18 protein-coding genes, 3 tRNA genes and 1 pseudogene are annotated in these 21,267 nt (G+C 67.7%); 7 read left to right on the top strand and 15 right to left on the bottom strand.

Features of this window, described 5'->3' with window-relative positions; translation table 11 throughout:
• Positions 1 to 155 (top strand): annotated as a pseudogene (locus ALI44B_RS15870) (aspartate aminotransferase); the annotation flags it as partial.
• A gap of 3 nt (positions 156 to 158) precedes the next feature.
• Here ALI44B_RS15870 and ALI44B_RS06915 read toward each other — a convergent pair.
• From ALI44B_RS06915 to ALI44B_RS06955, 9 genes are all read right to left on the bottom strand, one after another.
• On the bottom strand, positions 159 to 1,370 hold the full coding sequence (locus tag ALI44B_RS06915; protein WP_083709704.1) for a UDP-N-acetylmuramate dehydrogenase: 1,212 nt from the start codon (positions 1,368 to 1,370) through the stop codon (positions 159 to 161).
• A gap of 55 nt (positions 1,371 to 1,425) precedes the next feature.
• Positions 1,426 to 1,869: a MaoC family dehydratase gene (locus ALI44B_RS06920; RefSeq protein ID WP_077054047.1), complete on the bottom strand. Its 444-nt coding sequence runs from the start codon at positions 1,867 to 1,869 to the stop codon at positions 1,426 to 1,428.
• Positions 1,866 to 2,312, bottom strand: coding sequence for an FAS1-like dehydratase domain-containing protein (locus tag ALI44B_RS06925; protein WP_083709705.1), 447 nt, complete (start codon positions 2,310 to 2,312; stop codon positions 1,866 to 1,868). The genes ALI44B_RS06920 and ALI44B_RS06925 overlap by 4 nt, the downstream gene beginning before the upstream one ends.
• Positions 2,313 to 2,361: 49 nt before the next feature.
• Complete coding sequence (locus ALI44B_RS06930; protein WP_077054049.1) at positions 2,362 to 3,156, bottom strand: sulfite exporter TauE/SafE family protein; 795 nt, start codon at positions 3,154 to 3,156, stop codon at positions 2,362 to 2,364.
• A gap of 74 nt (positions 3,157 to 3,230) precedes the next feature.
• A tRNA-Met gene (locus tag ALI44B_RS06935) sits at positions 3,231 to 3,304 on the bottom strand.
• 58 nt (positions 3,305 to 3,362) lie between these two features.
• Positions 3,363 to 3,434, bottom strand: a tRNA-Thr gene (locus ALI44B_RS06940).
• Positions 3,435 to 3,542: 108 nt separating this feature from the next.
• Positions 3,543 to 4,448 (bottom strand): sugar ABC transporter permease, encoded by a 906-nt coding sequence (locus tag ALI44B_RS06945; protein ID WP_077054050.1) that lies wholly within the window; start codon positions 4,446 to 4,448, stop codon positions 3,543 to 3,545.
• Between the two features lies 1 nt (position 4,449).
• Entirely contained in the window at positions 4,450 to 6,084 is a 1,635-nt protein-coding gene (locus ALI44B_RS06950) for an ABC transporter permease subunit (RefSeq protein WP_077054051.1), read from the bottom strand.
• Between the two features lie 90 nt (positions 6,085 to 6,174).
• On the bottom strand, positions 6,175 to 7,404 hold the full coding sequence (locus ALI44B_RS06955) for a sugar ABC transporter substrate-binding protein (RefSeq protein WP_077054052.1): 1,230 nt from the start codon (positions 7,402 to 7,404) through the stop codon (positions 6,175 to 6,177).
• Positions 7,405 to 7,602: 198 nt separating this feature from the next.
• On the opposite strand from ALI44B_RS06955, the gene ALI44B_RS06960 reads away from it, so the two are divergent.
• Both ALI44B_RS06960 and rfbB read left to right on the top strand, forming a co-directional pair.
• Positions 7,603 to 9,366: a glycoside hydrolase family 13 protein gene (locus tag ALI44B_RS06960; RefSeq protein WP_083709707.1), complete on the top strand. Its 1,764-nt coding sequence runs from the start codon at positions 7,603 to 7,605 to the stop codon at positions 9,364 to 9,366.
• A gap of 98 nt (positions 9,367 to 9,464) precedes the next feature.
• The gene (rfbB, locus tag ALI44B_RS06965; RefSeq protein ID WP_077054053.1) at positions 9,465 to 10,463 is read left to right on the top strand and encodes a dTDP-glucose 4,6-dehydratase; all 999 of its coding nucleotides are present in this window, start codon (positions 9,465 to 9,467) and stop codon (positions 10,461 to 10,463) included.
• Positions 10,464 to 10,627: 164 nt separating this feature from the next.
• On the opposite strand, the gene ALI44B_RS06970 is transcribed toward rfbB, so the two are convergent.
• Complete coding sequence (locus ALI44B_RS06970; RefSeq protein ID WP_077054054.1) at positions 10,628 to 11,440, bottom strand: inositol monophosphatase family protein; 813 nt, start codon at positions 11,438 to 11,440, stop codon at positions 10,628 to 10,630.
• Between the two features lie 210 nt (positions 11,441 to 11,650).
• On the opposite strand from ALI44B_RS06970, the gene ALI44B_RS06975 reads away from it, so the two are divergent.
• Positions 11,651 to 12,034, top strand: a complete 384-nt coding sequence (locus ALI44B_RS06975) for a hypothetical protein (protein WP_077054055.1) — start codon at positions 11,651 to 11,653, stop codon at positions 12,032 to 12,034.
• An 89-nt stretch (positions 12,035 to 12,123) separates the two neighbouring features.
• On the opposite strand, the gene ALI44B_RS06980 is transcribed toward ALI44B_RS06975, so the two are convergent.
• Positions 12,124 to 12,208 (bottom strand) — tRNA-Tyr (locus tag ALI44B_RS06980).
• 129 nt (positions 12,209 to 12,337) lie between these two features.
• Here ALI44B_RS06980 and ALI44B_RS06985 point away from each other — a divergent pair.
• The 3 genes from ALI44B_RS06985 (at position 12,338) to ALI44B_RS06995 (ending at position 15,586) form a co-directional block, all read left to right on the top strand.
• Positions 12,338 to 13,384 (top strand): LacI family DNA-binding transcriptional regulator, encoded by a 1,047-nt coding sequence (locus ALI44B_RS06985; protein WP_077054056.1) that lies wholly within the window; start codon positions 12,338 to 12,340, stop codon positions 13,382 to 13,384.
• 120 nt (positions 13,385 to 13,504) lie between these two features.
• On the top strand, positions 13,505 to 13,993 hold the full coding sequence (locus ALI44B_RS06990; RefSeq protein WP_077054057.1) for a YajQ family cyclic di-GMP-binding protein: 489 nt from the start codon (positions 13,505 to 13,507) through the stop codon (positions 13,991 to 13,993).
• Positions 13,994 to 14,164: 171 nt separating this feature from the next.
• Positions 14,165 to 15,586 (top strand): FtsX-like permease family protein, encoded by a 1,422-nt coding sequence (locus tag ALI44B_RS06995; RefSeq protein ID WP_077054058.1) that lies wholly within the window; start codon positions 14,165 to 14,167, stop codon positions 15,584 to 15,586.
• A gap of 72 nt (positions 15,587 to 15,658) precedes the next feature.
• On the opposite strand, the gene ALI44B_RS07000 is transcribed toward ALI44B_RS06995, so the two are convergent.
• From ALI44B_RS07000 to ALI44B_RS07015, 4 genes are all read right to left on the bottom strand, one after another.
• The gene (locus ALI44B_RS07000) at positions 15,659 to 17,239 is read right to left on the bottom strand and encodes an APC family permease (RefSeq protein WP_077054059.1); all 1,581 of its coding nucleotides are present in this window, start codon (positions 17,237 to 17,239) and stop codon (positions 15,659 to 15,661) included.
• 4 nt (positions 17,240 to 17,243) lie between these two features.
• On the bottom strand, positions 17,244 to 18,119 hold the full coding sequence (locus ALI44B_RS07005; protein WP_077054060.1) for a universal stress protein: 876 nt from the start codon (positions 18,117 to 18,119) through the stop codon (positions 17,244 to 17,246).
• A gap of 211 nt (positions 18,120 to 18,330) precedes the next feature.
• Positions 18,331 to 19,689, bottom strand: a complete 1,359-nt coding sequence (locus ALI44B_RS07010) for a flavin monoamine oxidase family protein (protein WP_077054061.1) — start codon at positions 19,687 to 19,689, stop codon at positions 18,331 to 18,333.
• A gap of 87 nt (positions 19,690 to 19,776) precedes the next feature.
• Complete coding sequence (locus ALI44B_RS07015) at positions 19,777 to 21,228, bottom strand: gamma-aminobutyraldehyde dehydrogenase (RefSeq protein ID WP_083709709.1); 1,452 nt, start codon at positions 21,226 to 21,228, stop codon at positions 19,777 to 19,779.
• Positions 21,229 to 21,267 lie beyond the last annotated feature (39 nt).

Below are 21,267 nucleotides of genomic sequence, written 5' to 3' on the forward strand. Positions count from 1 at the left end.
TCGAATTGGCCGACCTGATGCTCGAACAGGCCGAGGTGGCCGCGGTTCCGGGCGAGGCGTTCGGCCCGAGCGGATACCTGCGCTTCAGCTACGCCCTGGGCGACGACCAGCTGCTCGAGGGCGTCCAGCGCCTGCAGAAGCTCTTCGCGCGGTAGGGGCTAGATCTCGACGCCCACCAGAACGGGTTCGGGCTGCAGGATGACGCCGAACTCGGACTGTACGCGCGCCTGCACGTAGCGGGCCAGCTCGGCGATCTCGTCCGCGCTCGCGCCGCCGCGGTTGGTGAGGGCCAGCGTGTGCTTGCTCGAGATGGCGGCGTGCGAACCGGGCAGCTGGAAACCGCGGTGCACGCCGGCGTTCTCGATCAACCACGCGGCGCTGAGCTTTACCTGCGCCTCGCGCGGTGCCGGGCGCTGGATCTCGCCCGTGAACTCGTCGAGCGGGATGACCGTCACCGCATCGTCGTCGGCATCGACGGGCCAGCGCGGGGCCCGCTCGGGCAGCGTGCGGGCGAACGACTCGGCGACGACGGGGTTGGTGAAGAACGAGCCCGCGCTCCAGGTGTCGGGGTCTGAGGCATCCCACACCATGCCCTTGGAGGCTCGCAGGGCGAGCACGGTCTTGCGCACCTGGGACACGGCAAGGCGTTCGCCGAGGTCGACGCCCAGCGAGAAGGCGAGCTGGGCGTAGGCGATGGGCTCGCTGAGGCCGCCGTTGTCGTGCAGGTCGATCTCGATGCCGAGCACCACGGCGTCGCGCTCGGGCTCGTCACCGGAGTGGCGCTTGAGGGTGGACGTGCGATAGCCGAGGCCGAGCTCGTCGGCCGGCACACGCGTGACCTCGAGGGTGTGACGGTCGAGCAGGTCGACGGCCACGAGCACCGATTCGAGCTCTTGCCCGTAGGCGCCGATGTTCTGGATGGGCGCGGCACCGCACGATCCCGGGATGCCGCTCAGCGCTTCGATGCCGGCCCAGCCGTGTTCGACGGCGTGCGCCACGAGGCCGTCCCACGATTCGCCCGCCTCGACGCGCAACCGAACGGTGCCGGCGGGCACGTCGGCGGTGATGCGGTCGATTCCGGATGTCGCGACACGGATCAGGGTGCCGTCGAAACCGTCGTCAGAGACCAGCGAGTTCGAGCCCCCGCCGATGAGCAGGGGTTCGTCGTGTGCGCGCCAGGTGTTGCGCACGGCGTCGACGAGTTGATCCCGCGTGGTCGCGACGACGGTCGATGCAGCCGGGCCGCCGACGCGGAACGTCGTGTAGGCCGCGATCGGGGTCGGCTTCTGCGAGACGCGGGCTCTACTCGGGGCGACCTCGTCGACGTGCGTGTCGGGCCGCGCGTGGCGACCTCTCGGACGATCCGTCATCGGGTCACCTCCGCGTTCCGGGTATCAATCGTGCTGTGTATCAAGCGTGCTGAAATCAAGCGTGCTGGGCGGGTGCGAACGAGACGCGGGCCTGGGCCTTGCCGAGCACCGTCGATCCCTCGACTGACACCGTGAGATCGATGCGGGCCACGGATGCCTCGGCATCGAGCTGCCCGACCTTCGCCACAACTGTGACCGAAACGCCCACCTCGGGGTCGACGACCACGGGACGCGTGAAGCGCACCTGGTAGTCGACGACGGCGGCGGGATCGCCCACCCAGTCGACGACGGGCTGCACCGCGAAGCCCATGGTGAGCATGCCGTGCGCCAGGACGCCCGGCAGGCCGACGGAGGCGGCGACATCGTCGCGGTAGTGGATCGGGTTGAAGTCACCGGATGCGCCGGCGTAGCGCACGAGCGAGTCACGCGTGAGGGCGAACTCGCGCTCGGCGACGACGTCTCCGACGGTCAGCGTGGCGAAATCGATCGTGGTGCTCATGCGTCTCCCCTGACGACGAGGGTGGAGATGGCCGTGACGACGTGCGCGCCCCCGGCATCGACGATGTCGGACGAGGCCGTGACCATCGAGTTGCCACCCAGCGACTTGACGCTCGTGACCGTCAGCGTGGCCGTGAGCTCGTCGCCCGCGACGATCGGACGCGTGTAGCTGAAGCGCTGCTCGCCGTGCACGACGCGGCTGAAGTCGATGCCGGCCGTCTCGTCGGCGAGGAGCTGGGCCAGAGTGGCCTCTTGCACGACCACCGGGAAGGTGGGCGGCGCCACCACGTCGGCGTGCCCGGCGGCGCGGGCCGCCTCGGGGTCGAGGTTGACGGGGTTGGTGGCGAAGACGGCGCGCGCGAACTCGCGCACCTTCTCGCGGCCCACAAGATAGGGGGCCGTCGGGGGGAACTTCTTCCCCTGGATGTCCGGATTCACAGTCACCCGTCCACCCTACCCGGCCGCCCCACGGCGCCCGTGTGCTGCGCCTGGACTAGCCGGCGTCGGTCGACGGGCGACGCGACGACCGGATGGCGCGCACGGTCAGCTGGATGCCGACCGCGATCAGGAACACGGCGAACAAGATGGTGCCGAGGGACGGCGGGATGACGGCCGCGATGAGAGCGCCCAGGGCCGTGGTGGTGCAGGCGGCCAGGCCGACGACACCCGCCGCGACCAGGTCGATGTTGCCGCGGCGCAAGTTGCCGATGCTGCCAGAGATGCCGGTCGGGATCATCATGAGGAGCGACGTGCCCTTGGCCGCCAGGTCGCTCGCGCCGAACAGCACGATGAGCAGCGGCACGACGACGACTCCCCCGCCGATTCCGAGCAGGCCCGAGAGGATGCCGGTCACGAGGCCCAGCACGACGAGACCGATCGACGACCAGACGGTGTAGTCGATCACGGCATCCCGCGCCGGCACCACGAGGAAGAGCTGCACGATTACGACCACCAGGAATGCGATGAACGCCCACTGCAGCACGAGCTTCGGGATCTTGTGCAAGAGCCACGAGCCGATCTGCGCGCCGACGATCGCACCGAGCGCGAGGTAGAGCGCAGCCATCCATTCAACCGAACCGCTGGCCGCATAGGAGATGACGCCGACGATGGACGTGGGCACGATGGCGCCGAGGGAAGTGCCCGCGGCGAGGCGCTGGTCGAACTTGAGCAGGAACACGAGCGCGGGAACGATGAGGATGCCGCCACCCACGCCGAAGAGTCCGGACAGCAGGCCGGCCACGAGCCCGGTCACGATCAGCCAGACGTAAGTGCGAGGCGAACGCTTCATGACACTTCTCCTGCCGAAATATGCCGAGCGAATGCAAAACGGCCCCCGAAATCGAGGGCCGTTCAATCGAGCGGTAGCAGGAGCGGGGCTTGAACCCGCGACCTCACGATTATGAGTCGTGCGCTCTGACCAGCTGAGCTACCCTGCCGCGAAACCCACCCCGCCACGTTGCTGCGTGACAGCCGCGCGAACCGAGAAAGTTATCGAGCCCCGAGTCGGGTTTGAACCGACGACCCCTTCCTTACCATGGAAGTGCTCTACCACTGAGCTATCGGGGCGTGACCTCGTTGCTTGCGCAATTTGGCACCAGTAGAGAATAGCATCTTCGAACCCTCGGTTCGAACCACCATTCCCCGCTGCATCCACTCTATAAGAGGAGCGACGGACTATTTGACGCTTCCGGCCGTGAGCCCGCCCACGATGTACTTCTGCAGGAACAGGAACAGGGCCATGACGGGCAGCGCGGCGAGCACGGCACCGGCCGCGAAGACGCTCCAGTTCGACGTGAACTCCTGCGAGACGAACTGGTAGAGACCCACCGCGAGCGTCTGTTTCTCGGGCGACACGAGCACCACGCTGGCGATCACGAACTCGTTGGTCGTCGCGATGAACGACAGCAGCCCGACGACCGCGAGGATGGGCGCCACAAGCCGCAGGATGATCGTGAAGAAGATGCGCGCATGCCCCGCGCCGTCGATCTTGGCCGCCTCGTCGATGGCCGGCGGCACCGTGTTGAAGAAGCCGTACATGAGGTAGGTGTTCACGCCGAGCGCTCCGCCCAGGTAGACCATGATGAGCGCCAGCTGGTTGTCGAGACCCAGCGCGGGGAAGATGTCGCCCAGCGTGGTCAGCAACAGGAAGATTGCGACGACCGCGAGAAGCTGGGGAAAGATCTGCACCACGAGCAGGCTCATGAGCCCGAACCGGCGGCCCGTGAACCGCATGCGGCTGAACGTGTAGGCGGCGAGCGCCCCGAGCAACACGGTGCCGACGGCCGTGGTGAGCCCGATCACGAGCGTGTTGACGAACCAGGCGGCGTAGGGCTGCTGCGACGACTGGAAGAGGGCGACATAGCTGTCGAATCCCAGCCGCGAGAAGAGCGCGTTGGAGCCGATGAGCGTGCCGTTCGGGTTGAGGGACGCCGAGAGCACGTAAAGAAGGGGGAACACCGAGAAGACGACCATGACGATGCCGATGAGGTGCCGCCATCCGGTCGCGCGGAACCAGGCACCCGCGGTGACGGGGCGACGCGCGGGAATCTCGGACAGGGGGGTGTGCGTGCTGCTGCTCATATCAGCTCAGCTCCTCGAGGGCCTTGGTGCGCCGGAAGCTGACCACCGAGATGATCGCCACCAACAGGAAGATGATGATCGAGAACGCGCTCGCCAATCCGTAGTCGCGATCGGCGCCCACGAAGGCGACCTTGTAAACCATCGAGATGAGGATGTCGGTTCCGCCCACGTTGACGCCGGCCGCGGCATCCCTCGGCCCACCGCCCGTGAGCATGTAGATCAGGTTGAAGTTGTTGAAGTTGAACGCGAACGAGGCGATCAGCAGGGGCGCGACCGACACGAGCAGCAGCGGGAACTTGATGAGCCGGAAGATGGCGAACGGTTTGGCGCCGTCGACCGTCGCTGCCTCTTGCAGCTCTTCGGGAATCGACTGCAGGGCACCCGTGCACACCAGGAACATGTACGGGAATCCCAGCCACAGGTTCACGAAGAGCACGCTCGCCTTGGCCAGCCATTCGTTGGTCAGCCACGGGATGTCGGCGCCCCCGAACAGCACCTGGTTCACGAACCCGAAGTCCTGGTTGAGCAACCCCGCCCACACGAGCGCCGAGAGGAACCCGGGGAATGCGTAGGGCAGGATCATGAGCACGCGATAGAACTTGCGGCCCTTCATGCGCTGGTCGTTGAACACGACCGCCAAGAACAGCCCGAGCGCGAACGTGGTCGCGACCGAGAGGATCGCGAAGACGAACGTCCAGATGATGACCCCGATGACGGGGCCGCGGATGGTCGGGTCGGTGAAGGCTTTGACGTAGTTCTCGCCGCCCACGACGATGCTCCACCCAGGCAGCAGCTCGGTGCCGTCGTCGGCCGCGAACGCGCCCGTGCCGATATCGGAGTAGACGGTGCCCGTGGCCGCATCGGTCATGGTGTCGGCCGAGGCGTCGTAGACGAGGGACGAGGTATAGAGGTAGGCGCTCGATCCGTCGGGGGTGCGCAGGGTGCCGTCGTTGGGATCATCCGAGACGGGAACGGCAAGATCGGCGATCTCGCCCTGCCGCTGCACGATCTGCGCGAAGTCGAGTGAGGTCGCGCCGGGCACGGCCACCGCTTTTCCGAGCGACAGTTCGGCGTCGGATGTCGGGGCGAGCGGCGTCTCGGGGTCACCCACGAGCACCTCACCGTCGGGGTCGGTCACGAGAAAGCCGAGCGTGCCGGCGCGTTCGATGACCGTCAACTCGTAGGTGGGCGAGTCCGGAACGCGGGCCTGCGACGACTGGATGAGCGCGGTGACCGCGTCCTCCTTCGTGCTGTTGTGCCCCGTGCCATAGTTCGTGACCGAGATGTAGGCGGTGTAGCCGATCACGAACACCTGGAACACCAGGAGGAAGACGAGCCCGGGGGCGAGGTACTTGAGGGGAAGCATCCCGGGCCGGAAGTAGATGAGATTGATAAGGCCTGCGCCCACCAGCACGACGGCGAAGAGCACCCAGTTCTCTTGCATCGCGATGACGAACAACGCATAGACGCTGACGGCGTCGAGGATGCCGAGAGCCACGATCTTGACGATGAGCGGCCAGATGCCGCCCGATGCCACCTCGGCCACGCGGCGGGCCCGGCGTTGATTCGTGGTGGGCGGCGGCGCGTCGTCAGGCGCCCGATCGGAGTCGGCGCGCGGCCGAAGGTTGGTGCTCATGGTGTGTGCCGTTCTCGTGGACTGGGTGCGCGGGAGGGGCGGGTGCCGGCCGGCCGAAGCCGCCGGCACCCGCGAAGGGCTGGCGCCGGGCTAACCGGCGATGGCACCCTGGATGTCGGTCGTCATCTTCTGCCACAGCTCGACGGGGTCACCCTGGCCCTGGATGATGGCGGCCTGCGTGACGCCCCAGTACTGCCACACCTTGCCCATGGCGGGGATCGACGGCATGGGCACACCGTTCTTGCTCACCTCGCCGAACGCGGCGACGATCGGGTCGGACGCCGCAGCCTCGAACGAGGCCGTGTTGGCCGGCGCGCGACCGCCCACCTTGTAAAGCTCGGTCTGCACCTTCTCGGTGCCGATGAAGTTGGTGAGGAACTCGTTGGCGGCGAGCTGATTCTTGGTCTTCGCCGAGACGAAGAAGCCCTGCACGCCCACGAAGGGCTGCGCGGCCTGGCCACCCGGCGCGGGGATCGGGTCGACGGCCACGTCGATGCCGGCCTTCTGGGCGTCGGGCACGTTCCACGGCCCGGTGATGAAGAACGGCGAGGCTCCCGCGTTGAACTTCTCCTTCGCGATGTCGGGTGTCACCGACGTGCTCATGAGGCCGGCCTGGCCTTGCGCCTGCAGCCAGGTCGCGAAAGCGTCGCCGCCCGCGTTGCCGATCTGCAGGTCGTCGGCGTTGTAGGTGCCGTCGGCGTTGGTGCCGAAGACGGGCGCTCCGAACGAGGTCTGGAACGGGTAGAGGTGGTAGGGGTCGGCCTCTTCGCCGATCTGCACCAGGTAGGGGAACTCGGTTCCGGCGGCCTTGCCCGCCGCGACCATGTCGTCGTAGGTGGCCGGGGCCGTCGGCGCGAGCGCCGTGTTACGCAGCAGGCCGATCGACTCGATCGAATACGGCACGCCGTAGGTCTTGCCGTCATAGGTGACGGCCTGAATCGCGACATCCTCGAATTCGGATGCCGAGTCGCCCAGCTCGACGGGCTGCACGACGCCGTTGGTCACGAAACCACCCAGCCAGTCGTGCGCGCCGATGGTGATGTCGGGACCCTTGCCCGACGGCACCTGCGCCACGAACTCTTCCTGGATCTTGGCGAAGTCTTTCTGTACGAGTTTTACATCGACGCCGGTCTCCTTCGTGAATGCGGCGGCGGCGTCCTTCAGAACGGGGGCGCGGTCGGCGTCGACCCACACGGTCAGAGTGCCACCCGAGGTCGACTCGTCGGAGCTGCCCCCGCCCGATGCGCAGCCGGCCAATGCCAGCGCTGCTGCGGCTCCCACCGCGATGACCGACAGGGAACGGTTCTTCTTCACCCTCATTGGTGATGCCTTTCTCAAAGCGATAGCCGGGAGGCCTTTCTCCCGACGGCTGCGACTGCAAGCGTTTCCATTCATACCCCCTGCTCGGGGGCGGAGCAACTCCAGATATCGCATGCAAGCGATCGTTGCCGGAAAGTTACCGAGAAGTTCTGAGGGCAAGCGTTTCCAGGAAGACGGCGACTCCCGTAAAGTACCGCCATGACTATTACGAGCGACGCGACTCCCGAACTGCCCGGAGAAGGCTCCGTCACCGACATCGCCCCCGAGCAGGTGCTCACCACGACGGGCGACGAATGGTGGCGCAGCGCCGTCATCTACCAGATCTATCCGCGGTCCTTCGCCGACGCGAACGGCGACGGTATGGGCGACCTGCCCGGCATCACGTCGCGCCTCGACTCGCTCACCGACCTGGGCGTCGACGCCCTCTGGCTGTCCCCGTTCTTCACCTCGCCGCAGAACGACGCCGGCTACGATGTGGCCGACTACTGCGACGTCGACCCGCTGTTCGGCACGCTGGATGACTTCGACCGCCTCGTCGCCGAATCACACGCCCGCGGCATCCGCATCATCGTCGACCTGGTTCCGAACCACTCGTCGTCGGAGCACGAATGGTTCAAGCAGGCCCTCGCCGCGGCACCCGGCTCGCCCGAACGCGCCCGCTACCTGTTCCGCGACGGCAAGGGTGCCGACGGTTCTGAGGCGCCCAACAACTGGGAGTCCGTGTTCGGCGGCCCCGCGTGGACGCGCATCACCGAACCCGATGGCACGCCCGGCCAGTGGTACCTGCACCTGTTCGACCGCAGCCAGCCCGACTTCGACTGGACCAACGAAGAGGTGCGCGAGCGCTTCCGCGGCATCCTGCGCTTCTGGCTCGACCGCGGTGCCGACGGATTCCGCGTCGACGTGGCCCACGGCATGATCAAAGAAGACGGCCTGCCCGACTACACGCCGCCCGCCGAGGGTGGCAGCATGGGCGGCGCCGGCGGCATCGACCCCGAGACGGGCGAGCAGATTGAGCTGCCGAGCGCGCCCTACTGGGGCCAGGAGGGTGTGCACGAGATCTACCGCGACTGGCACAAGGTGCTCGACGAATACGAGGGCGAACGCGTGCTGTGCGCCGAGGCCTGGGTCGACCCGCTGTCGAAGATGGCCAAGTGGGTGCGCCCCGACGAGATGCAGCAGGCGTTCAACTTCCCCTACCTCGAGACCCCGTGGAACGCCTCGGCACTGCGCGTCGTCATCGACGAGTCGCTGGCCGCATTCGGTGCCGTCGGGGCACCGAGCACGTGGGTGCTGTCGAACCACGACGTCGTGCGCCACGCCTCGCGCCTGGCCCTGACCGCCGAGAACCCGCAGGGCGCTGGCATCGGCCCGAAGAGCCCCGGCAAGCCCGTGCGCGAGGTGGGGCTGCGACGTGCGCGTGCGGCATCCGCCCTCATGTTGGCGCTGCCGGGTGGCGCGTACATCTACCAGGGTGAAGAGCTGGGCCTGCCCGAGGTCATCGACCTGCCCGACGAGGCGCGCCAAGACCCCACCTGGTTCCGCACCAACGGCGAGCGCTACGGACGTGACGGATGCCGCGTGCCCATCCCCTGGCAGGCGGGAGCGCCCGCATACGGCTTCAACGAGACCGGCGCCTCGTGGCTGCCGCAGCCCGACGACTGGGACGACTACGCGCGCGACCGCCAGGAGGGCACGCCGGGCTCGACGCTCGAGCTCTACCGCCTCGCCCTGCAGCTGCGCCGCGCCCACCGGCTGGGACTCGGCGGCGTGACCTGGATCGACGGTTTCGGCGACGACGTCGTGGCCTTCTCGAACAGCGGCGTGACCGTGATCGCGAACGCCGGCGAGACGGCCGTCGAATTGCCCGCCGACCTGCTGGACGCCGAGGTGCTGCTGGCCTCCGGCCCCATCGAGGGCGCCGTACTGCCCGCCGACACCACCGTCTGGCTCGCCCGCTAGTCGCGACCTCTGAATGCCCGGCCACCGTCCTTCGGGGCGCTGGCCGGGCATTCGGCCGTTCAGGGACGCTCCCGCGAGCGCCCGCTACACTGGACGGCGTGTCTAGACTCCTCGTAACCGGCGGTGCCGGATTCATCGGTTCCAACTTCGTCCACTATGTGCTCGCCAACACCGACCACACGGTCACGGTGCTCGACAAGATGACCTACGCCGGCAACACGGCGTCGCTCGAGGGGCTGCCCGCAGACCGCTTCGAACTCGTCGTCGGCGACATCCAAGATGCCGCGCTCGTCGACCAGCTCGTCGAAGCGTCCGACGCCGTCGTGCACTACGCGGCCGAGAGCCACAACGACAACTCGCTGAACGACCCGCGGCCGTTCCTCGACACCAACATCATCGGCACCTACACGCTGCTCGAGGCGGCGCGCAAGCACGACAAGCGCTTCCACCACATCTCGACCGACGAGGTCTACGGCGACCTCGAGCTCGACGACCCCAACCGCTTCACCGAGAAGACGCCCTACAACCCGTCGAGCCCCTACTCGTCGACGAAGGCCGGCAGCGACCTGCTCGTGCGCGCCTGGGTGCGCTCCTTCGGTGTGAAGGCCACCATCAGCAACTGCTCCAACAACTACGGGCCCTACCAGCACGTCGAGAAGTTCATCCCGCGCCAGATCACCAACGTGCTGCGTGGCGAACGCCCCAAGCTCTACGGCTCGGGCGAGAACGTGCGCGACTGGATCCACGCCAACGACCACTCGTCGGCCGTGCTCACCATCCTCGACAAGGGCGAGATCGGCGAGACCTACCTCATCGGGGCCGACGGCGAGAAGAACAACAAAGAGGTCGTCGAGCTCATCCTCACCGAGCTGGGCCAGCCCGCCGACGCCTACGACCACGTGATCGACCGCCCGGGCCACGACCTGCGCTACGCCATCGACTCGTCGCGTCTGCGCACCGAGCTCGGCTGGCAGCCGCAGTTCTCCGACTTCGCGTCGGGCCTTGCCGACACCATCGCGTGGTACCGCGACAACGAGGCCTGGTGGGCTCCGCAGAAGGACGCCACCGAGGCGCGTTACAAGGCGCAGGGGCAGTAGAGCGCCGCTTTACATCTGACGAACCGCGAAACGGCGGGCTAGGCATTCGTTGCCGGGCCCGCCGTTTCGGCGTTCGAGAGGTGCAGAGGTTCAGGCGTCACGTGCTCCCGCGATGACGCGTCGAGGACTCCCCGCGTTCGGTCGACGACGTCTCGACGTCGAGGTCAGTCGAGCGTAAGCCCGGCTCGCTTCAGGGCGTTCTCGAGCTCGACGAAGAGTTCGGGGGCCGCGGCGATGGTGAGGTCGCGGCCATATCGCGCGCCGTCGAAGCCCGCGACGATAGCGCCAGCCTCTTCCGCGATGAGGGCGCCGGCACCCAGGTCCCACGGGTTCAGCCCGCGCTCGTAGTAGGCGTCGATGCGCCCGGCCGCGACGTTGCACAGGTCGAGCGCGGCCGAACCGATGCGGCGGATGTCGCGCACCTCGGCGAGCAGGTTCTGCACGACCTCGGCCTGCACCACGCGGCGCTCGGCCGCATAGGAGAAGCCCGTGCCGGTCAGGGCCAGGTTGAGCGGCACGTTGCGGTTGACGCTCAGCGCGCGCCCGTTCAGGGTCGCTCCCCCGCCGCGCGTGGCCACGAACGTCTCGTCGGCCACCGGGTTCGCCACGACGCCCGCGATCGACTCCCAGGTGGCGGGATCGGCTTCTCCCTCGACCACGGCGATCGACACGGCGTAGGCCGGAATGCCGTAGAGGTAGTTCACGGTGCCATCGATCGGGTCGACAACCCAGGTGATGCCCGAAGCGCTCGACGCCTCGCCGGTCTCCTCGCCAAGGAAGCCGTCGTTCGGCCGCGCGTCGGCCAGGCGGCCCTTGATGAGCTGCTCGACCTCGCGATCGGCGGCCGTCACGATGTCCTCGGGCGACGATTTACTCGCCGCCACGCTGACCCCCTCGTGTCGGCGCTTGAAGGCGAGGGCGGATGCCTCGGCGGCGATGTCCTGGGCGAGGGCGACGAATTCGGCGGCAGCTGTCATGCCTCCACGCTATCGCGACACGCCTGAGCGCTGGATGCCGGAGGCGACACTTTTCGGCGCACACCCCCGTGATCGTGGCGTGCCGTCCGGCCTGCCCGCATCCGGGCCGTTTCGGGCACCTGCCGACCTGTTACCGTGGTGCCGTCCCCGCCCCGCGCCACCCGTTGGCGCGTCCGATCGCATGCACGCGAACACGCATAAGGGGATTCGATGGCTCTCGAACGCAAATACTCCGTCGAGCTGAAGGCCGAGGCGTTGGCCATGGTCGACGAGCTTCGGGAGCGCGACCCGGGCGATCGCTCCGCGGTGCGCGCGACGGCCACGGCGCTCGGGGTGGGCGAGCAGTCGCTGCGGTCGTGGCTGAAGACGCGCGAGAAACGGGAGGCTCAGCGGGCGGCACGGGAGGCCGGGCGTGAGGGCGCAGCATCCGGAATCGCGGGGGCGGCCGCCGCTGCGGCCAATGCCCGCCTCGACACCGACGGCTTGGGCACGGGCTATGCAGGCGCGTCAGAAGAGCTCGAACGCGAGCTGGCCTATCTCCGCGGCGAATGTGCGCGGCTGCGAGCCGCAATCAATGCGCTGATTTCGCCGTGACGCGAGCGGCATGCGAAGAACGGCATCGCAAAAGCACAGCCCGTGCGGGGAAAGGCACAGTCGGTGCGGGCGACAGCGTGGGGTGAAGATGGTGGCGAGTGAGGGATTCGAACCCCCGAATGCTGAGCAGTCTGATTTACAGTCAGATCCCTTTGGCCGCTTGGGTAACTCGCCAGAGCGCGCTCGACCAAACTTGAACAGCCAACCGAAGGCGCTTGAAAATAGTAGCCTGAGATGGCCGTTCAGAGAAATCGAGGCCGGTCGATAGGCTGTGTTCACATCCAGACGGTTCGAAGGGCGCTCATGGTCGGCATCGACGACGTTGCGAAGCATGCCGGCGTCTCGACCGCAACGGTCTCGCGGGCCCTCAGCGGCCGCGGCTATGTCTCCGACGCCACACGCGCAAAGGTCAGCGCGTCCGCCGAACATCTCGACTACGTCGTCTCGTCGAATGCCTCGAGCCTGGCGTCCGGCCGCACGCGCAACGTGGGCATCGTGGTGCCGTTCCTCTCGGAGTGGTACTTCTCGTCGGTCGTCGAGGGTGCCGAGACGGCCCTGCTCCGCCGGGGCTACGACCTCACCCTGTACAACCTGACGGGCGGCGGCGACGACCGCCGCAGCGTCTTCGAGCATTTCCTGCTGCGACGGCGCGTCGACGCGGTCATCGCGGTTAGCCTCGAGTTGAGCGACGATGAGGTCTCGAGCCTGCACTCGCTCGGCAAACCGCTCGTGTCGGTCGGCGGCGTGTTGCCGGGGGTTCCGAGCCTCACGGTCGTCGACAGCGCCATGACGAGCCTGTCCACCGAGCATCTGTTGTCGCTCGGGCATACGCGCATCGCGCATATCGGCGGTGACAGCGCGTTCGACCGCGACTTCAAGGTGCCCACCTACCGCCGCAAGGGCTACGAACAGGCGCTGCGGGATGCCGGGATCACCCCCGATCCGGCCCTGTTCCGCGCGGCTGACTTCACCATGAAGGGCGGGTTCCGGGCGGCGAAGCAGTTGCTCGGGCAACCCCGGGACCGGCCGACCGCGATCGTGGCGGCATCCGACGAGATGGCCATCGGCAGCATCCTGGCCGCACGCGACCTGGGGCTCAACGTGCCGGGCGACGTGAGCGTGTCGGGGGTCGATGACCACCAGCTGGCCGACTTCTTCGGGTTGACCACCGTGGCGCAGTTTCCGAAGCGCCAGGGCGAACGGGCCGTCGAGTTGCTCATGGAGCACCTCGAACCCGAGCCGGGGGCTGCCCAGTCGACTCCCGATCTCTTGAGCGCCGAACGCGTGCCCGTGCCGTTCGAGCTGGTCGTGCGCTCGTCGACGGCCGCCCCGAAGCCCTCGACCGCGTAGGCCGGCGCGGCCGCCAGTCGCTCTCGGCCGCCTGACCTGCCGCGAGCGACTGGCCGCTCGGCTGGTCGACCGGTCGATCCCGGCTGTGGCGCGCCACCATCCCTTCGCTAGGATGGGGAGATGGCAGATTCCTCTTTTGACGTGGTCAGCAAGGTCGACAAGATGGAGGCCGACAACGCCCTCCACCAGGCGCACAAAGAGATCGAGCAGCGCTACGACTTCAAGGGCACGGGCGCGTCGATCGCCCCGAGCGGCGAAAAGATCCTCATGAAGGCCAACAGCGAAGAGCGGGTCAAGGCCGTGCTCGACGTCTACCAGTCCAAGCTCATCAAGCGCGGCATCTCGCTCAAGAGCCTCGACGCCGGCGAGCCCTACGCGAGTGGCAAAGAGTTCCGCATCGAGGCGTCGTTGAAAGACGGCATTACGCAGGAGAACGCCAAGAAGATCAACAAGCTCATCCGCGACGAGGCCCCCAAGGGCGTCAAATCGCAGATCCAGGGCGACGAGCTGCGCGTGCAGTCGAAGAGCCGCGACGACCTGCAAGACACCATCGCCATGCTGAAGTCGAGCGACCTCGACATCGACCTGCAGTTCGTCAACTTCCGCTAGGGAAGTTCCGCTCGGGCAGTTCCGCTACGGGCAGTTCCACTACGGCAACTGCTCGCGGTCGGTCGCCGCTGCGTCACCTTCTGTCGGTCGGCCTCCGGGTGGTCCTTCGGGCCGATGCGAGCGGCACTGTCGGCCGACGACGAGCGGATGTGGCATCCCTAGCGTTGAGCTGTGAATAAAGTTCGCTCTCTCGCCTTTGCCCTGCGTCAGCCCGGCCGCCTCGTCAGCCTCACGGTGGTGACGCTCAGTGCCTGCTACGCCGTGCTGCTGCTCACCCTCACCACGGCGGCCGCCAACGGGGTGCTCGCCAGCGTGTTCGGTGACAACCCCTCGGTCATCGTCGTGCTCGCCATTCTGGCCTTCGCGTTCCTCGTCATCTCGGTGGTCGTCTCGACGGTCGTCATCTCGAACACCTACAGCATCGTGACGGCCAGCCGCGTTCGGGACATCGCCCTGCGCCGCCTGCTCGGATCGGAGGCGCGCACCGAGCGTCGCCGCATCGCCGCCGACGGCCTCGGCACGGGCCTCACGGGCGCCGTACTCGGCGGCCTCCTCGGCATCGCCATCAGCGTGGCCGCCATCCGTTTCGCCGCCGACAACCAAGAGCTGCTGCTCGACGCGGATGCCGCCGGCAACTCACTCACGCCGCTCATCGCCGTGCCCCTCGCCCTCATCGTGCTGTGCACCTGGTGGGCCGCCTGGCGCGGTTCGCGCGGAGTGATCGACGTGCAACCCATCCAGGCGCTCGGCGTGGCCGCTATCGGCGGATCGGACGAATCCGAGGCACGCTCGCGCACGCCGCTCGCCGGGCTCATCACGCTCGCAATAGGCGTCATGCTCCTGCTCGGTGCTGCCGCACTCGGCGTCATCACGCCGCTCGCCTCGCTCCTGGGCCTCGTGGCGGGCACCGTGACCGTGATCGGGTTCATCGGCTCGGCATCCTGGACCATCCCGTTCGTGCTTCGGCTGGTCAACCTGCTGCTGCCGCGCACGTTCGGCGCGAAGAGGGCGGCCGAGAGCCTGCAACGCCATCCGCTCCGCACCTCACGCGCGGCACTCGGCGTGACCATCAGCGTGGCCGTCGTCACGATGTTCGTCGTCGCTTCTGCCTCGTTCGAGGCCACCCTCACGCGTGCCTACGCGGGCTCGGAGTCCGAGGGCGACGCGTACTCGATCATCGGCATGGTGCTCGTGGTCGTGCTCGCCCTCATCAGCTTCACGGTCGTCATCGCGGCCATCGGCCTGGCCAATGCCGTGAGCCTCAGCACGCGCCTGCGGTCGCGCGAGATCGCCCTCATGCGCGTGCTCGGCCAGACGCGTGCGGGCGTCGCGGGGTCGATCGTGTCCGAGAGCGCGCGGCTGAGCATTGCCGCAACCCTGACGGGGCTCGTCATGGGCTTCACTTTCGGATGGATCGGCACTCAATCGCTTCTCGGCTCGATCCGTGACATCGGCCTCGTCGTCCCCGTCGTGCCGCCCCTGTTCCTCGTTGGCACCGTCGTAGCCGGGCTCGCACTGACCGTTCTGGCCAGCGTCTCGCCCACGCGGGATGTGCTGAGGGATGCTCCGATCGAGGCGTTCAGCCGGGCATAGGGCAGCCGGCGAGCCTCCGGCCGGGCGCAGCGCCACCCGGCACAACCGAGAACCGGCCGGGCGGCGAGGCGCCTAAGCGGCGGTTGCGGCATCCACCTCTTCCTCGGTGCCATCCGATGCCCCTCGGCGCAGGCTCTCGCCGCGGAAGAAGCCCGGGTTGCGCACGGCCTGGACGATCATGATGATCACGCCGAGCCCCAGCACGGTCATGCCGAGGATGAAGACCAGGCCGACGCCCGCGATGTTGGAGCCCGAGCCATACTCGGGGTCCATGCTGTCGATCACGGTCGTGAAGAACAGCACGGTGAGGATGAGGCCGCCGATGAGCGGGAACAGCAGCTGGAAGAACACGTTGTGCGCGGACTTGAACAGCTGCTTGCGGAAGTACCAGACGCTCGCGAAAGCCGTGATGCCGTAGTAGAAGCAGATCATCATGCCGAGGGCCGTGATGGTGTCCCACAAGACATCCTCACTGATGAATCGCATGACGGCGTAGAAGGCCGACGCCGCGATCGCCGAGACGATGGTGGCGAAACCGGGCGTGAAGAACCGCGGGCTCACCTGGGCAAAGCGCGCGGGCAGGGCGCCGTAGTGGCCCATGGCGAGCAGCGTGCGGGCGGGAGAGACGAAGGTCGACTGCAGAGACGCGGCCGAGGACGAGAGCACGGCGATCGACACGAGCACGGCGAACGGCCCGAGGATGGGCCCCGCCAGCGCGAAGAACACATTGCCCTGGATCTCTTCGTTGCCGAGGCCGTACTCCCCCGTGCCGACGCCCGCGAAACCGATCGACGTGACCGAGACGAACAGGTAAAGGATCACGACAATGATGACCGTCAGCGTTGCGGCGCGACCGGGCGTCGAGCGCGAACCCTTGGTCTCTTCGGACATGGTGAGCGTGACATCCCAGCCCCAGAAGATGAAAATCGACAGCGAGAGACCTGCGGCGAAGGCACCGAAGGAGGCGACCTCGAACGGGTTGAACCACTCCCAGCTGACGGGCGTCAGGTCGAAGGCGCTGCCCGACGACATGTGCACGATGGCCGCCACACCGAAGAGCAGCAACACGAACAGCTGGAAGCCCACGAGCACGTACTGCAGCTTCTGCGTGGTCTGCATGTCGCGATAGGAGATGATCGTGGCGCCGGCCATGAACGCGAGACACGTCACGACGTTGATGATCGGGTTGAGCGTCAGGTCGGCGATCGACGGGTTGCTGAAGATCTGCGACAGCATCAGATAGAAGAAGTCCACCGCGATGCCGGCCAGGTTGGACAGCACGAGGATGGTGGCGGCGATGAGGCCCCAGCCCGCCATCCAGCCGATCCAGGGCCCGAACGCGCGCGTTGCCCAGGTGAACGACGTGCCCGAGTCGGGCATGGCGCGGTTGAGTTCGCGATAGCCGAAGGCCACCAGCAGCATGGGGATGAAACCCACGATGATGATGGCGGGCACCTGCACCCCGACCTCCGACACCGTGGGGCCGAGGGCCGCCGTCAGCGTGTAGGCGGGCGCAATGCACGAGATGCCGATGACGATGGCGCCGATGAGGCCCACCGATCCGGCGCTCAGGCCCTTCTTCGAGATGCCGCCCGACGAGGCGGTCGAGGATGCTTCGGCAGACGCCTCGGCGCCCGATTTGTGCGTGGTCACAATGTCACTCTCCGAGAGTGAGGACGGAGTCGCGGGGAACGACGACCATCGGAACGGGAAGCTCGCGCAGGATTTTCGCTGCGGTCGAGCCGAGGAAGAGGTGTTGCGGGCGCGCGAGTCGGCTCGAGCCGACGAACACGATCTCGGCGGGGTCCCAGTCGATCGACTGGACGGCGTCTTCGATGCGGTCGCCCGTGGCGATGACGGCCTCCGGCACGAGGTCGTCGGGCAGATACGTGCGAGCCTGTTCGACCACGGCCGTCGCGTGTTCGCGCGCCCGATCGACGGCGGCGCGGTCGGCCGATCCGCCCGGCTGGTCGATGGCTACGAGCGAGAGCAGACGCAGGGGCGAGTCGCCGCGGCGCGCGAAGAGCAGGGCTCCGTCGAGCAGGGCGTCGGCGCCGGCGCGCGTGCCGATGGCGCACGTGATGCGGCTGAGCGGTGCATTCCCCACGCGGCGGGCACCCTCGGGCGCGAGCGCGACGGGCACCTTGGCACTGTGCAGCAGGTCGCTGGCCACGGTGCCGAGCGCGAAGCGGCCGAGCAGTCCCCCGCGCGCGGCCCCGATGACGATCATCGAGGCGAGCAGGTCGCGCGAGGCGCCGAGCAGGCCCTCGGAGAAGGAGTCGGCGTAGACGATGTGCGAGTCGTGTTCGATATCGTCGGGCAGGGATGCCTCGGCCTCGGCCAGCCATCCCGCTGCCGTGTCCTGCAGAAAGCGTTCGTAGCCCGGGTCGGTGGGCGTGAGCGTGGGCTTCGACTCGCTGCCCAGCACGATGACGAGGTGCAGGCTGCCCCCGTAGGACCGGGCGAGGCGGATGCCCAGGGCGAGCGCATCCCTGCCGGTCGGTGTATCGGTGTAACCAATGACGTAACGCAAACGATCCTCGGCTTTCGGGTCGGCGAGTGGTTCGGATACCGGCGGCGTTGCCGGGCGTCTGGTGGTGCGGGTGACGGGTGGGACTAGTGAAGCAGAGTCACGGGATTGGTGACGTTAATTCTGTATTTCGGCTCGTATACCGCGGGATCATGCGGGTACGGCCGGGCAGCGCGCACATCCGGATGGGACGTGCGCGCCGTGTGGGCGCCGGTCAGAGGCCGCGCGCCCCGATGATCTCGTCGGCCGTGTCGCGACCGCGGCGGATGGCGCCATCCACGTGCTGGTAGCCCTCGGCGGCGATATCGCTGCACGACCAGTGGATCGGCCCGACGGGTTCGAGCTGGTAGGCGCCGTAACGGTGCAGGCCGCCCATGTCGTAGCTCGCGGCATACGCACCGCGCGTCCATTCCTCGACGGCCCAGTCGCTCTCGAAGTAGACGACGGGGTTCAACGTCTCGGGCCCGTAGTAGTGAGACAGAGAAGTGAGGATCTCTTTCTGACGATCCTCGGGGCTCAGGGTGAAGAGGCGATCGGCCTTCACATCCGAGACGAAGGCCACGAGGGTTCCTCGCGGGTCGTCGTAGTTCGAGTTGTCGTACGCCTCGTGGGCGATCTCGTACGGGCTGAAGGCGGTGCCCGACAGGCCGGCTTCGCGCCAGAAGGGGGTCTCGTAGACGGCGTGCACCTTGATGACGAGGCCGAGCGACAGGTGCTGGTGCATCTGCTGCTGCACGCGGGGCAGCGGCGGCTGGAAGTCGATGCGCGAGTAGAGGTTCGGGGGAACGGCCACGATGACGTGTTTCGCCGAGACCGTCATGCCGTCGGCCGTGACCGTGGCTCCGGCATCCGTGTAGTCGATGCGGCGGACCGGCTGGCCGAGGAACACGCCGTCGCCCAGGCGGCGGGCAAGCTCGATGGGAACCCGCTGCAGGCCGCCGACGACGCGCTTGTCGAGGATGAAGTCGGCGTCGACGAGGTTGCTGAAGCTGCCGGCCGACGCCGCCATGAGGAACGCCTGCAGCGCCGAGAAGGCGTAGGACGGTTTGGTGAGCATGGCCTCGGCGATGAAGAGCGCGATGTTGTCGCGGGCCTCGACGTCGTCGGTCTGCTGCTCGAGCCACTCGGCCCAGGTCACCTGGTCCCATTCGGCCGCGCGCGGGTGCTCCCACGGGCGGTGCGGGCCCACCTCCGCGACGATGCCGTCGATGAGCGTGATGAGGCGCTCCATCTCGGCCTCGGTCTCGGCCGACACGGGGAACATCTCACCCGTGAAATGCGTCAGCTCGCCACTCGGGCCGATGTAGACGCTGTCGCCCTCGCGGTAGCGCGAGTAGGTCTCGAGGCCGAGCTCCTCGACCGTCTCGATGAGCGCGTGCTGGTCGGGCGAGACCCACTGGCCGCCGATCTCGAGCAGAGCGCCGTCGATCTCGCGGGTCCAGAGCCGGCCGCCGACGCGGTCCCGCGCCTCGAGCACGGCCACGCTGAGCCCGGCCTCGCGCAGCTTGTTGGCGGCGGTCAGACCGGATGCTCCGGCGCCGACGATCACGACATCGCGTTCGATGTGGGTCATAGCTTGTCTCGTTTCTGGGGGCGGCGGGGCCGCGGTTCGGGTTCGGGTGTGGTGTTCAGGGGCGGAGCAAGCGGGCGAGCGGATGCCTCACACGTCGTCGATGGCCGACATCACGTGCTTGATCCGCGTGTAATCCTCGAGTCCGTAGGACGACAGGTCCTTGCCATAGCCCGACATCTTGAAGCCGCCGTGCGGCATCTCGGGAGTCAGCAGGATGTGGGTGTTGATCCACACGGCGCCGAAGTCGAGGTCGCGCGACACCCGCATGGCCGTGCCGTGGTCCTTCGTCCAGACGCTCGAGGCGAGCGCGTACCGCACGTCGTTGGCCTTCTCGACGGCCTCGGCCTCGTCGGCGAACGACTGCACCGTGAGCACGGGGCCGAAGGTCTCCTCCTGCACACACTCGTCGTCCTGATTCACGCCCGTGATCACGGTGGGTGCGAAGAAGTAGCCGCGGTCGCCCACGCGCGTGCCGCCCGTCGCGATGGTCGCGTGGGCGGGCAGCCCGTCGATGACGCTCGTGACCTTGTCGAAGTGCGTCTTGTTGTTGAGGGGGCCGTAGAGGGCGTCGGGGTCCTCGGCATCCCCCGTCTTGCTCGCTTCGGCGGCCGCGACGAGGGCTTCGACGAAGGCGTCGTGGATGCTCTCGTGCACGAGCACGCGGGTCACGGCCGTGCAGTCCTGGCCGGCGTTGAAGTACGCGGCACCGGCGATCGCTTCGGCGGTGGCTGCGACATCCACGTCACCGAAGACCACGGCGGGCGCCTTGCCGCCGAGTTCGAGGTGCACGCGGTGCAGTTGAGGGGCGGCCGAGGCGGCGACGGCCATGCCGGCGCGCACCGAACCCGTGATGGCGACGAGCTGGGGCGTGGGGTGTTCAGTCATGGCCTGACCGGTCGAGGCGTCGCCGAGCACGAAGTTGAGCACACCGTCGGGCAGGATGCCGTGGCTCAGGCGCGCGAGCACGAGCGTCGACTCGGGCGTCGTGTCGGATGGCTTCAGCACGACCGTATTGCCGGCGGCGAGCGCGGGCGCGATCTTCCAGATGAGCATCATGAACGGGTAGTTCCAGGGCGTGACCTGGGCCACGACGCCGAGGGGTTCGCGGCGCACGAACGAGGTGTGACCGGCCAGGTATTCGCCCGCGGACTTGCCCTCGAGGGTGCGCGCGGCGCCCGCGAAGAAGCGCAGGTGGTCGGCGCCCGTGATGACCTCTTCGACCTTGATGGCCTCGCGCGGCTGACCCGTGTTGCGAAACTGCGCTTCGACGATCTCGTCGGCGTTCTGCTCGATGGCGTCAGCGAGCGCGAGCAGGGCGCTCTGGCGCTCCCCCGGCGTCGTGCGGCGCCACGTGCGGAAGGCGGCGTGCGCGGTTTGGAACGCGGCATCCACGTCGGCGGCCGTCGACACGGGATAGCGAGCCACGACGTCCTCGGTCGCGGGGTTCACGACGTCGATGATCTTCTCACCGGTGGGGTCGACGAATCGGCCGCCGATGTAGTTCTGCAGCATGTCCCGGGTGGTGGTCGTGTCGGCCATCGGGGTTCCTTCCGTGCGGTCGTGGTGCTCGGTGTGCTC

This window comes from Leifsonia sp. ALI-44-B (assembly GCF_001984125.1).
Taxonomy (GTDB): domain Bacteria; phylum Actinomycetota; class Actinomycetes; order Actinomycetales; family Microbacteriaceae; genus Okibacterium.

Excerpts from the sequence above, each read along its gene's own strand:
- ALI44B_RS06955 (WP_077054052.1), bottom strand. The coding sequence starts at position 7,404 with ATGAGGGTGAAGAAGAACCGTTCCCTGTCGGTCATCGCGGTGGGAGCC.
- ALI44B_RS06985 (WP_077054056.1), top strand. The coding sequence starts at position 12,338 with ATGGTCGGCATCGACGACGTTGCGAAGCATGCCGGCGTCTCGACCGCA.
- ALI44B_RS06930 (WP_077054049.1), bottom strand. The coding sequence starts at position 3,156 with ATGAAGCGTTCGCCTCGCACTTACGTCTGGCTGATCGTGACCGGGCTC.
- ALI44B_RS07015 (WP_083709709.1), bottom strand. The coding sequence starts at position 21,228 with ATGGCCGACACGACCACCACCCGGGACATGCTGCAGAACTACATCGGC.
- ALI44B_RS06920 (WP_077054047.1), bottom strand. The coding sequence starts at position 1,869 with ATGAGCACCACGATCGATTTCGCCACGCTGACCGTCGGAGACGTCGTC.
- ALI44B_RS06915 (WP_083709704.1), bottom strand. The coding sequence starts at position 1,370 with ATGACGGATCGTCCGAGAGGTCGCCACGCGCGGCCCGACACGCACGTC.
- ALI44B_RS07010 (WP_077054061.1), bottom strand. The coding sequence starts at position 19,689 with ATGACCCACATCGAACGCGATGTCGTGATCGTCGGCGCCGGAGCATCC.
- ALI44B_RS06945 (WP_077054050.1), bottom strand. The coding sequence starts at position 4,448 with ATGAGCAGCAGCACGCACACCCCCCTGTCCGAGATTCCCGCGCGTCGC.
- ALI44B_RS06975 (WP_077054055.1), top strand. The coding sequence starts at position 11,651 with ATGGCTCTCGAACGCAAATACTCCGTCGAGCTGAAGGCCGAGGCGTTG.
- ALI44B_RS06970 (WP_077054054.1), bottom strand. The coding sequence starts at position 11,440 with ATGACAGCTGCCGCCGAATTCGTCGCCCTCGCCCAGGACATCGCCGCC.
- ALI44B_RS06960 (WP_083709707.1), top strand. The coding sequence starts at position 7,603 with ATGACTATTACGAGCGACGCGACTCCCGAACTGCCCGGAGAAGGCTCC.
- ALI44B_RS06990 (WP_077054057.1), top strand. The coding sequence starts at position 13,505 with ATGGCAGATTCCTCTTTTGACGTGGTCAGCAAGGTCGACAAGATGGAG.
- ALI44B_RS06950 (WP_077054051.1), bottom strand. The coding sequence starts at position 6,084 with ATGAGCACCAACCTTCGGCCGCGCGCCGACTCCGATCGGGCGCCTGAC.